The organism is Limosilactobacillus sp. C0001E2 (assembly GCF_056590915.1).
The window spans coordinates 48,360-59,810 of record NZ_JBWPXC010000003.1 but is presented as its reverse complement, the minus strand read 5'-3'; the positions used below and the strand labels follow the sequence as shown (position 1 = coordinate 59,810).

General features: G+C 42.1%; 9 protein-coding genes. 7 read left to right on the top strand and 2 right to left on the bottom strand.

From position 1 onward, the window contains the following. The first annotated feature begins 45 nt into the window (after window positions 1-45). The 6 genes from nrdF (at window position 46) to AC1EKL_RS03980 (ending at window position 7,273) form a co-directional block, all read left to right on the top strand. A complete protein-coding gene (gene nrdF, locus AC1EKL_RS04005; protein ID WP_480188510.1) occupies window positions 46-1,047 on the top strand; it encodes a class 1b ribonucleoside-diphosphate reductase subunit beta in 1,002 nt (333 codons plus the stop codon). Between the two features lie 312 nt (window positions 1,048-1,359). Next, the gene (gene adhE / locus AC1EKL_RS04000) at window positions 1,360-3,996 is read left to right on the top strand and encodes a bifunctional acetaldehyde-CoA/alcohol dehydrogenase (protein ID WP_480188509.1); all 2,637 of its coding nucleotides are present in this window, start codon (window positions 1,360-1,362) and stop codon (window positions 3,994-3,996) included. A gap of 90 nt (window positions 3,997-4,086) precedes the next feature. After that, a complete protein-coding gene (gene thiD / locus AC1EKL_RS03995) occupies window positions 4,087-4,908 on the top strand; it encodes a bifunctional hydroxymethylpyrimidine kinase/phosphomethylpyrimidine kinase (RefSeq protein ID WP_480188508.1) in 822 nt (273 codons plus the stop codon). Window positions 4,909-4,956: 48 nt separating this feature from the next. After that, window positions 4,957-5,586 carry a pyridoxamine 5'-phosphate oxidase family protein gene (locus tag AC1EKL_RS03990; protein WP_480190207.1) on the top strand — a complete coding sequence of 210 codons (630 nt, stop codon included), beginning with the start codon at window positions 4,957-4,959 and terminating at the stop codon, window positions 5,584-5,586. Between the two features lie 376 nt (window positions 5,587-5,962). Further along, a complete protein-coding gene (locus AC1EKL_RS03985; protein WP_480190007.1) occupies window positions 5,963-6,814 on the top strand; it encodes an NAD(P)H-binding protein in 852 nt (283 codons plus the stop codon). A gap of 27 nt (window positions 6,815-6,841) precedes the next feature. After that, window positions 6,842-7,273, top strand: coding sequence for an Rrf2 family transcriptional regulator (locus AC1EKL_RS03980; protein WP_480188506.1), 432 nt, complete (start codon window positions 6,842-6,844; stop codon window positions 7,271-7,273). A 186-nt stretch (window positions 7,274-7,459) separates the two neighbouring features. Here AC1EKL_RS03980 and AC1EKL_RS03975 read toward each other — a convergent pair whose 3' ends face one another. Both AC1EKL_RS03975 and AC1EKL_RS03970 read right to left on the bottom strand, forming a co-directional pair. Then, window positions 7,460-7,990: a TIGR01440 family protein gene (locus AC1EKL_RS03975; protein WP_480190206.1), complete on the bottom strand. Its 531-nt coding sequence runs from the start codon at window positions 7,988-7,990 to the stop codon at window positions 7,460-7,462. Window positions 7,991-8,044: 54 nt separating this feature from the next. Beyond that, on the bottom strand, window positions 8,045-9,073 hold the full coding sequence (locus tag AC1EKL_RS03970) for a LacI family DNA-binding transcriptional regulator (protein ID WP_480188504.1): 1,029 nt from the start codon (window positions 9,071-9,073) through the stop codon (window positions 8,045-8,047). 189 nt (window positions 9,074-9,262) lie between these two features. On the opposite strand from AC1EKL_RS03970, the gene AC1EKL_RS03965 reads away from it, so the two are divergent. After that, a complete protein-coding gene (locus AC1EKL_RS03965) occupies window positions 9,263-11,446 on the top strand; it encodes an alpha-galactosidase (RefSeq protein ID WP_480190009.1) in 2,184 nt (727 codons plus the stop codon). Window positions 11,447-11,451 lie beyond the last annotated feature (5 nt).

The following is an 11,451-nucleotide window of genomic DNA, read 5'->3' as shown; positions in this document are numbered from 1 at the left end:
ATAATTACTAAGGATTTAATCGTTTTATTAATAAGGAGATAACGAATGAAAATTAAAAACTATCAGGCCATCAATTGGAATGAAGTTTCCGATATGATTGACAAAGCCACCTGGGAAAAGTTAACCGAGCAATTCTGGTTAGATACCCGAATTCCTGTTTCAAATGATTTAGATGATTGGCGTGAATTAGACACCGATCATCAATGGACCGTTGGCCACGTTTTCGGTGGTTTAACCCTTCTAGATACCCTTCAATCTCAAGCAGGATTAACTGCCTTGAAAGAGGATGTTAAAACGCAGCACGAAACCGCAGTTTTAAATAACATCCAATTTATGGAATCAGTTCACGCTAAGTCTTACTCCACCATCTTCTCCACCTTAAATACTCCAGATGAAATTCGCGAAATTTTTGACTGGTCAGATAGTGAAGAATATTTACAAAATAAAGCTGTTAAAATTGGTAATATCTACCTAGACGAAAGTGTTGACCCTCTGAAGAAAAAGGTTGCAAATGTCTTCTTAGAGACGTTCTTGTTCTACTCTGGTTTCTACACTCCACTCTACTATCTTGGGCATAATAAGTTGAATAACGTTGCCGAAATCATCAAATTGATTTTACGGGATGAATCAGTGCACGGAACGTACATTGGTTACAAGTTCCAAGTTGGTATGCGTCAACTAACCGAAAAGCAACAACAAGATATGAAAGATTGGATGTATAACTTCCTTTATGAACTATACGATAATGAAGAAAATTACACCCACCTACTTTATGACCAAATCGGTTGGACTGACGATGTTCTAACCTTTATTCGTTACAACGCTAACAAGGCCTTAATGAACCTTGGTCAGGATCCATTGTTCCCAGATACTGCATCGGATGTTAATCCAGTCGTGATGAACGGAATTTCAACCACCACTTCTAACCATGACTTCTTTAGTCAAGTTGGTAATGGTTACCGGCTCGGTGCAGTTGAAGCAATGAACGATAGCGACTACCATGTCAAAGATCCTAATGCTGGTAAAGATCGCAATTCTCGTAATTAATTATGATTGCTAACCGCGACATTAATTGTCGCGGTTTTTTTATACCTGCTCATAGCTGCAACAATATTTATTTTTTAATTTTTGTTAGTCGTTTCACAAACTATACCGAATTTTAGTGTAAACGCTATCATCAGCATCGGCATAGCCTTTATATTTCTGACTCTTTTGTTTACCATAAAACCTTGTGAGAAAGTTGCTTTACCGGTCTTGTGTTTTTATTCACAATTACTATTTACATTTCAAAAATATTTTGTATACTGTAATTGTTCAGTTATTAACAAACTTTTTCAATAACAAGGGAGAATTATTATTATGGCTGATTCAAAAAAGAAAGTTACCGAAGCAACTGCGACTGATCAAGCTGCGGAAGCAAAAAAACAAATTGATGATTTAATGGATAAGAGTGAAGTTGCTTTTAACGAACTACGTAACTTTACCCAAGAACAAGTTGACCATATCTGTCAAGCCATGGCCCTCGCTGCTGAAGAGCACCACATGGAACTGGCAATGGAAGCTGCCGAAGAAACTGGCCGTGGAGTTGCCGAAGATAAGGCCATTAAAAATATCTACGCTAGTGAATACATTTGGAATAACATCCGCCACGATAAGACCGTTGGCATTATCAAAGATGATGATGAAAACCAAACTATTACCATCGCCGACCCACTAGGGATCATTGCTGGGGTGGTTCCAGTTACTAACCCAACTTCAACGGTTATTTTCAAGTCAATCATTTCTTTGAAGACGCGGAACACGATTGTCTTTTCGATGCACCCACAAGCATTAAAAGCCTCTATCCACACCGCCCAAATTCTTGAAAAGGCAGCTGAAGAAGCAGGTGCCCCAAAGAATGTAATTCAATGGATTACTAAACCTTCACGTTACGCAACTGTTGACCTTCTCCAACACGAAAAGACAGCAACCATCTTAGCTACTGGTGGTCCAGGCCTGGTTAAAGCTGCTTATAGCTCTGGTAACCCAGCATTGGGGGTTGGCCCTGGTAATGGTCCCGCATATATTGAACGGACAGCCAACATTCCACGGTCTATTTATGACATCGTTCTTTCAAAGACCTTTGATAATGGGATGATTTGTGCTTCAGAAAACTCCATCGTGGTTGACGATGAAATCTACGATCAAGTCAAAGCTGAACTGAAGAAATGGAATTGTTACTTCATTAAGCCAGACGAAATTGATACTTTCACCAAGGGCTTTATCGATCCTAAACGCCACCAAGTTGCTGGACCAATCGCCGGTCGTTCCGCAAACGACATTGCCGAAATGTGTGGTTTGAAGAACGTTCCTGCCAATACCAAGGTATTAATTGCTGAATACGAAGGAGTTGGTGACGACTACCCACTTTCTGCAGAAAAACTATCCCCAGTCCTAACCATGTATCGAGTTCACTCCCACAAAGAAGCCTTCGATAAGTGTAAGGAACTTCTGCATTATGGTGGTGAAGGTCACACGGCCGCTATTCACACAACAGATGACAGTTTAGCAACTCAATACGGGTTAGAAATGCGGGCTTCCCGGATTATCGTAAATTCACCTTCTGCACTCGGTGGGATTGGTAACATCTATAACAACATGACCCCATCATTAACCCTGGGAACTGGTTCATATGGTAAGAATTCCGTTTCGCATAACGTTTCTGACTATGACCTCTTAAACTACAAGGTAATTGCAAAACGGCGTGAAAACCGTCAATGGGTTAAGATTCCCCCAAAAGTTTACTTTCAACGGAACTCATTAAAGGAATTGCAAGACATTCCAAACATTAACCGGGCCTTTATCGTTACCGGTCCAGGAACTGTTAAGCGTGGTTACGCGCAACGGGTAATTGACCAACTTCGTCAACGTCCGCTGGAAGCACACTTCCAAGTATTTGACGAAGTTGAAGAAGATCCATCAACTGATACTGTCAACAAAGGGGTTGCGTTAATGCGTGACTTCAAGCCTGACACAATTATTGCCCTTGGTGGTGGTTCACCAATGGATGCTGCAAAGGCAATGTGGATGTTCTATGAACACCCAGAAACTAGCTGGAATGGGGTTAAGCAGAAGTACTTGGATATTCGGAAGCGGGCTTACCAAATTGGTAAACCACACAAGGCTCAATTCATTGGGATTCCAACCACTTCTGGGACTGGTTCTGAAACTACTTGTTTCTCGGTTATCACGGATTCTAAGACCCATGTTAAGTATCCATTAGCTGATTATGCCTTAACTCCGGATATTGCGATTGTTGATTCACAATTCGTTGAAACTGTGCCACCAAAGACCACTGCTTATACTGGACTAGATGTCCTTTGTCACGCTACTGAATCTTATGTTTCAGTAATGTCCACTGATTATACTCGTGGTTGGTCACTTCAAGCCATCAAAGGGGTTATGGAAACCTTGGCAGCTTCGGTGAAGGGTGATCAAGATGCCCGGCGGCGGATGCATAACTACTCAACGATTGCCGGAATGGCCTTTGGTCAAGCCTTCCTTGGTATTAACCACTCCCTCGCTCATAAGATGGGTGGTGCCTTTGATCTTCCTCACGGTCTTTGTATTGCAATCGCCCTTCCCCAAGTAATTCGCTTCAATGCTAAGCGCCCACAAAAGTTGGCAATGTGGCCACACTACGCTACTTACCATGCCACAAAGGATTACGCAGACATTGCACGGTTCTTAGGATTAAAGGGTGACACTGATGAAGAATTAATGGAAGCCTACGTTCAAAAGATTATTGAATTAGCTCATGAATGTGGTGTAACACTGAGCCTTAAGGCCAACGGTGTTAGTCGCAAAGACTTTGACAAAGCCGTTGATAAGTTGGCTGTGTTGGCTTACGAAGATCAATGTACTACTACCAACCCAGTTGAACCATTAGTAAGTCAACTGAAGGAACTCTTAGAACGTTGCTATGATGGTACTGGTGTTGAACCACAAGACAAATAGTATAAATTAACTATTCAATCCGGAATGTCGCTTGGCATTCCGGATTTTTATGTTATGGTAATGGTGGAATTTTAAGAACGGAGGAAGCTTATGAAACAAGCATTAACAATCGCCGGCTTCGATTCAAATGGAAGTGCCGGCTTAGCTGCAGACCTACACTCATTTTATGCGGCTGGAATCTATGGTCACGGTGTTTTAACTGGGGTCGTAGCGGAAAATGCAACAACAATTACTGCATCTACCACTATGTCGCCTAGTTTTATCAAAGAAGAATTTGATGACCTGGCCGAATTTCACATCACAGCTGCTAAAACTGGAATGCTGGCCAATTCAGCTATTATCAAAACCGTGGCTAACTGCTATTCCGCGACTGCCTTTGGGCCCTTAGTTGTTGATCCGGTCATTATCACTAAGCGCCACAATCGACTCCTTAGTGACGACGCCTTTGTGGATTTCCGTCATAAATTAATTCCGCTAGCCACAGTATTAACTCCTAACTTTACCGAAGCTGAAGAACTTCTTGATCACGACTTTAGTAATCGGGATGATATCGTGGCAGGTGCCCACCAGCTCCAAGCGATGGGTGCTCAAAACGTGGTAATTAAAGGTTCCCATGATCAAGCCCAGCCGCTTATTCATAATTACGTTCTCTTGGCGGATGGTACCGATTTTTGGATGAACAATCGGTTTGTTAAAACTAATAAAGTCAACGGGGCTGGCGACTCCTTCTCGGCCATCATTACTGCAGAATTAGCAAAGGGGCAGCCTGTGGTCAACGCGATTAAGCGGGCTAACCAATTTGTAGATGTCGCTATTCACCATCCGCTGGCAGTTGGTCAAAACTTTGGCCCCATTAATCACTGGGCGGGAGAAAAAGCGCTCACTAATGACAACGATTCCATAGATGGATAACCCAAAATTTGTTACACTTAAATTAACTAATTCTCTTGGAGGTTCATTATGAAAGCCGATACCTATTTTGATCACGAACATATTAATCAAGTCCTGGATGAAATGGAAGTTTTAGTAATTGGAATGCATGATGGCGAAAGCATTTATCAAACCCCCGTTCATTTTGGCTATGAGGAAATCGACGGTCAATATACGCTTTGGTTCCATGGTGACGATACCCACACCACCGGTCGATTATTGGCTGCTGATCCCCACGTTGGTTTTGAACTGGATGGCGGGCAAAAATTCCGCCTTGTACCAAAGCATTTCCATTACAGTGCTGAGTTTAAGAGTGTCATTGGACAGGGAATTGTAACGAAGGTAACCGATCATCAGGAAATGCTACACGGTCTCAATGTCATGACTGACCATTATATCAAAGAACACCCCAAATTTACGGAACGGATGTTAGGTAAAGTGACCGTCTGGCGGCTTGATGCTAATAAGATTTCTGCACGGATCCACATTCCTGCGGGGCTCAAAGACATGCAACCAGGAGAAAAATTATCTGGTCCAGAAACCGTTTATGGTGATCCCAATACGACAGTGGACTTAGATGCCCTTGCGAGCGCATCACAAAATGCCGACTATTCAGATGTCTATACGGACGATCATTCCAACGATGAACCATCTAAATAACCATTCATAGTATCTAAAAATGCGGAGGTACTGACAAAATCAGCTCTTTGTACCATCCTGATGAAATATTTTGAGGTCAGCTTAGGCAGTGAAACTGCTTAAGCTGACCTTTTTTGCTTTAGATTTTACTATACGGATTAAGTGCCCTTTCAGAGAACAATTTCCAGACCGCTTCTAAATAGTTGTTGGTTTAAAAGTATCACGTTTTTAGGAGTACATTTACAGATTTTTGCTATTGATTGCTTTTTTACTCATTTATTAGCTTTCAATGTTTTGATATAAATCCCGTTTTTATATTAACTTGTTGATTTTAAAAATACACGTGTTATTATAAATACTGTCGATTAAAACTTTACTCGAAAGGAAGTCTTTTATTATGAAAATTGCTGTTACTGCTGCTACTGGTAACTTTGGTCAAGCTGCCGTTAAAATTCTCAATGAAAATATTAACCCTGATAATGTCGTTGTTATTGTGCGCGATATTGAAAAAGGTAAGCAACTGTTTTCCAATAATGAAGTACGGCAAGGAAATTATGATAACAAGGAAAGTATGATTAACTCGCTTAAAGGAATTGATCGAGTTCTCTTTATCTCATCCCAACCCGGTGGCGCCGTTCCCCGTAGCACTGCCCAAAAGAATGTTGTTGATGCTATGAAAGCCAATAACATTAAATTTGTCGCTTACACTAGTTTTCCTAATGCGCAAACTTCAACCAGCGCTTTAGCCCAAGATCACCGAGAAACAGAAAATGCCATCAAAGATGCCGGGATCAACCATTCTTTCTTAAGAAATAACTGGTACCTTGAAAATGAAATTGTCTTCCTGCAAAGTGGTGCTTCAAATAATGATGCAATATACTGGGCAAACAATACTGCTGGATGGGCTCTTGAACGTGAATATGCTGAAGCTGCCGCAAAAGTTGTCATGATGGATAACCCAAAGGAAGTTTATGAACTCGCTGGTGCTCCACGCTCCTACGAAGATTTAGGACATGCCCTCCAAAAAGCTACTGGCAACAACTTTGCTATTAAACAAGTAACTGCCAAAGAATATACAAAGTATCTTGAAAATGCCGGAACTGACCACGCAACTGCTGAACTTTTCTCCTCCTTCCAAGCTCCAATTGAAGATGGTACATTAAGCGAGCAAAGCAATGATTTTGAAGAAGCGTTAGGTCATCCACTTGCATCAATTGAAGACGATCTTAAAGAAATTCTTGCGCGCTAAAAAATTTACAGGTAGAATTAAACCGTCATGAAGTATTCTCATAAATTAAGTGATGCTGTTCATATTCTTAGCTACATTGATATATATCAGAATAATGATCTTTCAAGCAAAGCTATCGCAACTAGCGTTGAATCTAATCCCAGTGTTATCCGTCAATTAATGTCTGATTTACGCAATGCAGGACTAATTGAAACGCACAAAGGATCCGCCAAGCCCTCTTTAGCAAAAAATTCAAGTAAAATTTCATTATTAGATATTTACCAAGCAATTAACATGGATCATCGGATCTTACATGTTGATCCTAAAACTAACCCCCATTGCATCGTGGGTGGCAATATTCAAAATGTCCTTGATCATATTTATAGTGAGATTGAATTGCAAGCCTTTACTAAAATGAGTAAGGTATCTTTGCAAGATATTATCGATGAAATAATGGAACAATCCCAAAAGAATCGATAATCTTCAAACCCAGGGTTTAATAATCGTAGAAACAGATTTGCGAGTGCATACACATAACAAATACAAAAGCCTTCAGCGAGGTCCTAAGTTGCTGAAGGCTTTTTGCATGTCATGGCGAGGGTTGTTCGATTCAACTCCTTCGCCTTTTCTTTGTTAGTTAAAGGGATCCCACATGTACTTTGCACGCTAACCACCAATCAGTTTTGGCCGCGAACGCAAGTAACGAGTGTGGGCTTGACCAACAGTATTAATCGTTGTTCGAACCGGAATTTGAACTGCCTGAACGTGCATACCAATGTCGCAATCTCCAATGTCCATTCCTGCCTGAGCAGTAATGTGTTCAACTTCCACCGGGTCATCGAATCGTTCAAATGCAGCAATTTGGGCCGATCCACTGGCATTTACTGATGGATAAACTGTCACAATCTCCCAACCATGATGTTCTGCTACCTGACGTTCCACCGTCAGGGCCCGATTAATCTCCGCACAGCCCTCAACCGCCAAATTAATGCCCCGGGGTGCCAAAATGTCCACTAAAGTATTAACAATCGTTCGTCCGACATCTACTGACGGTGCTCCGCTTAGCTTTACTCCTGCCACTTCACTCGTCGAAATACCTAAAACAAAAGTATCCCCTGCGTGTAAATTAGCTACTTTCAGCAACTCCTGCACTCCCTGGGTCACCTGCTGCCTAACTTTAGATAAATCAACTGTCATGATCATCACCTCATGAATATTTTACCGGATTTAAAACCATTCTCGCAACCATCATTAATTATTTGAGACTGTGCTTTCTCTGGCCACCAACTTTGATGGTAGGACCACTTGCCACGGCACCGTCCGCCGGTTGCGCCACCGATCAAGCAGTAGTCTAACTGCTGCCCGCCCCATTTCACTACTTGGTGCGTGAACTGAAGATAATGAAGGCACTAAGTAAGACGCTACTTGTGAATCGTTAAAGCTGACTACCTCAATATCTTCAGGAATTACCAAGTGATGCAATTGAATGGAACGATATGCACCGATCGCTAACTGGTCACTAGCAACCACCACGGCGGTTGGTAATGTATCATTGTTCAACAACTCCTCCATCGCCTGGTATCCCTCATGAGTACTCCAATCGGTCGTTAGATTTTTGGATCGCAAGTGGTGAATCTGCATCCAATTAAGATAGGCCGTAGTACGAATATCAGTAATCTGCTCACCAGTGATTCCCGTCTTCTCCATCTGATTAATTGCTCCGCCAATGAACGCGATTTGGCGATGCCCCTGTTGGTAAAGCATGTTCAGCGCTCGTTCGGTTTCGGCATGGTAATTATTACGAACAAGATCAAATTGATCAAAATAACGGTACTCATCCACGACCACCAAATTACGGTTGCAACGGTAAACACTATTCAAAAAGCGCTCACTAAACGTACCAATGATGATCACCCCATCAAACTTGCCTACCGTTTGATAGTCAAAATCAGGATTCGGGAACCGCACAAAGGCCCCAATTTTAATTGCCAGCGTGGCTGCTTCTTCATGAATACCCTCATCAATCGTCGCAAAATACAGGTCTCGGGTCTCCTGACTACTGGTTAGTGAACATAACACAATCAGCTCCCGGTCTCGATGGGGAAGTGATTGCACCATTTCACGATGTTCACGCGGATCGTAATGAAGCTTTCTGACTACCTCCATAACCCGCTCTCTCGTGGTTGAACGAACCGAAAACTTTTTGTCCTGGTTTAATACCCGGGAAACCGTTGCTGGAGAAACCCCCGCTTCTTTTGCAATATCACGAATACTTGCCATTTATCTTCTCCTTAGGCTCTTTTGTTTATTAGGATAACACTAAATGTTTACTAATAAAATAGTAAACGTTTCATTCGCCTTTACCACACCGTTATCGTCATTCTGTTTCATTTCACAAGTTAAAGAAAGCGTTTACTGTAAGCGCTTTTTATTTTACTCTTGAACCATCAAATGAAAGGGAGTTAGCTTATGATTACTTTTGACGAAAAACAACGGGTCTTTAACCTGAGTAATTCTTCAATTTCTTACCTTTTTTCAATTGAAGAGGGCGGCCTATTAAGCCACTTGTACTATGGGCCGAAGATCCGCCATTACCATGGCGAACGTCGCTATCCACGGGTTGATCGGGGGTTTTCTGGTAACCTGCCCCAATCAATGGATCGGACCTATTCTAAAGATGATTTACTTCAAGAATATTCCGGTAATAATACCGGAGACTACCGGCTGCCAGCCATTACCATCAAGGGAGCTGATGGCGCCCGCTTAACTGATTTCCGCTATGATTCCTACCGGATCCTTTCTGGTAAACCAGCCCTCCAAGGTTTGCCTTCATCATACGTTAATGACGACGATGAAGCACAAACTTTGGAAGTAACATTAAAGGATGCCACACTCGATGTGGAATTAATACTGGTTTACACCATCTATCAAGATCGGCCAGTAATTACCAGAAATGCTCGTCTGAAAAACACTAGTAATCAAGCAATTGAAATTGATAAAATCGCTTCGCTTCAACTCGACTTACCAAAGCATGATTACGACCTTGTTTACTTACCTGGCCAATATGCGTTAGAACGACAAACCCGGCGGATTAATCTCCATCAAGGGATTTTTGAAATTTCTAGTCGACGGGATTCTAGCTCCCACCATATGAATCCATTTGCAGCTTTAGTCGACCCTAACACGGATGAATTTAATGGTAATGCCCTCGGAGTACTGCTGGTGTACTCCGGTAATCACCAAATCTCAATTGAACGGGATCAAATTGATCAAACCCGTTTAATTGCTGGAATTAATGATTTTAACTTTGCTTGGCATCTTGAACCGGGAGAAGAATTCCAAACTCCCGAAGCCATTACCGTCTTTAGTACGAAAGGTCTTAATGTCATGTCGCAAGCATTCCACCACTTACTGCGTGAACGGATTGCCCGTGGTAAATTTAAGTACGCTGACCGTCCAATCGTTATTAATAACTGGGAAGCCACTTTCTTTGACTTTGACGACCAAAAACTTGATGAAGTCGTTAAAGAAGCGCAGCCACTAGGCATTGAAATGTTCGTTCTTGATGACGGCTGGTTTGGCCACCGAAATGATGATAATTCATCACTCGGTGATTGGTTTGTTAACCACGATAAGGTTAATCTCCAACGGGTTGCTAAGCAAACGCATGACGCTGGAATGAAATTTGGCCTTTGGTTTGAACCAGAAATGGTTTCGGTGGATTCAAAACTTTACCGTGAGCATCCAGATTGGGCCTTAGCAGAACCAGGACGGGGATCAACTCTCTCCCGGAACCAATTAGTACTCGACTTTAGTCGTCCAGAAGTTGTTGATAACATCTTTAATCAGATGTGTCAGATTTTAGACAACGTGCCGATTGACTACATTAAATGGGATTGCAACCGAAACTTAACGGAAGTCTTTTCCCAAGCAGCAACGGCTGACCATCAAGGCGAAATCGCCCACCGCGTGATTTTAGGTGTTTACGATCTAATGGATCGCTTAACGAAACGCTACCCAGACATTCTCTTCGAAGGTTGTTCTGGTGGTGGTGGCCGCTTTGACGCCGGAATTCTTTACTACATGCCACAAAGTTGGCCATCTGATGATACCGACGCTGGTGAACGACTCAAGATTCAAGATGGAACATCGCTAGTCTACCCAATCTCTTCCATGAGTGCCCACGTTTCAGTATCACCAAATCAACAAACTGGTCGTGACATTAGTTTCAAGACCCGTGGTGATGTTGCAATGGCAGGCGTATTTGGTTATGAACTCGACCTGGCGGATTTAACTGACGATGAAAAAGAATTAGTTAAAAAGCAAATTGCCTTCTATAAAAAGCACCGGCACCTGATCCAATATGGAGATTTCTACCGCCTAGAAAGTCCATTTAAGGGTAATACCGTGGCTTGGGAATTTGTCAGTCCTGACAAATCAGAAGCGTTACTGTTCATGTTTAGAAAACAACATACCAACCGGATGGAAATTGTTAACACGAAATTAACTGCATTGGATCCCCACCGTGATTACCGTGATGAAGATAGTCAAACCGTTTACGGTGGTGATGAACTCATGAATGTAGAACTCTTCCGTGACCCAACCCACGTTGGTGATTATTTATCAGAAGTCCATTACTTCAAAGAAATCTAGAGGGG

Excerpts from the sequence above, each read along its gene's own strand:
- nrdF (WP_480188510.1), top strand. The coding sequence starts at position 46 with ATGAAAATTAAAAACTATCAGGCCATCAATTGGAATGAAGTTTCCGAT.
- adhE (WP_480188509.1), top strand. The coding sequence starts at position 1,360 with ATGGCTGATTCAAAAAAGAAAGTTACCGAAGCAACTGCGACTGATCAA.
- thiD (WP_480188508.1), top strand. The coding sequence starts at position 4,087 with ATGAAACAAGCATTAACAATCGCCGGCTTCGATTCAAATGGAAGTGCC.
- AC1EKL_RS03990 (WP_480190207.1), top strand. The coding sequence starts at position 4,957 with ATGAAAGCCGATACCTATTTTGATCACGAACATATTAATCAAGTCCTG.
- AC1EKL_RS03985 (WP_480190007.1), top strand. The coding sequence starts at position 5,963 with ATGAAAATTGCTGTTACTGCTGCTACTGGTAACTTTGGTCAAGCTGCC.
- AC1EKL_RS03980 (WP_480188506.1), top strand. The coding sequence starts at position 6,842 with ATGAAGTATTCTCATAAATTAAGTGATGCTGTTCATATTCTTAGCTAC.
- AC1EKL_RS03975 (WP_480190206.1), bottom strand. The coding sequence starts at position 7,990 with ATGACAGTTGATTTATCTAAAGTTAGGCAGCAGGTGACCCAGGGAGTG.
- AC1EKL_RS03970 (WP_480188504.1), bottom strand. The coding sequence starts at position 9,073 with ATGGCAAGTATTCGTGATATTGCAAAAGAAGCGGGGGTTTCTCCAGCA.
- AC1EKL_RS03965 (WP_480190009.1), top strand. The coding sequence starts at position 9,263 with ATGATTACTTTTGACGAAAAACAACGGGTCTTTAACCTGAGTAATTCT.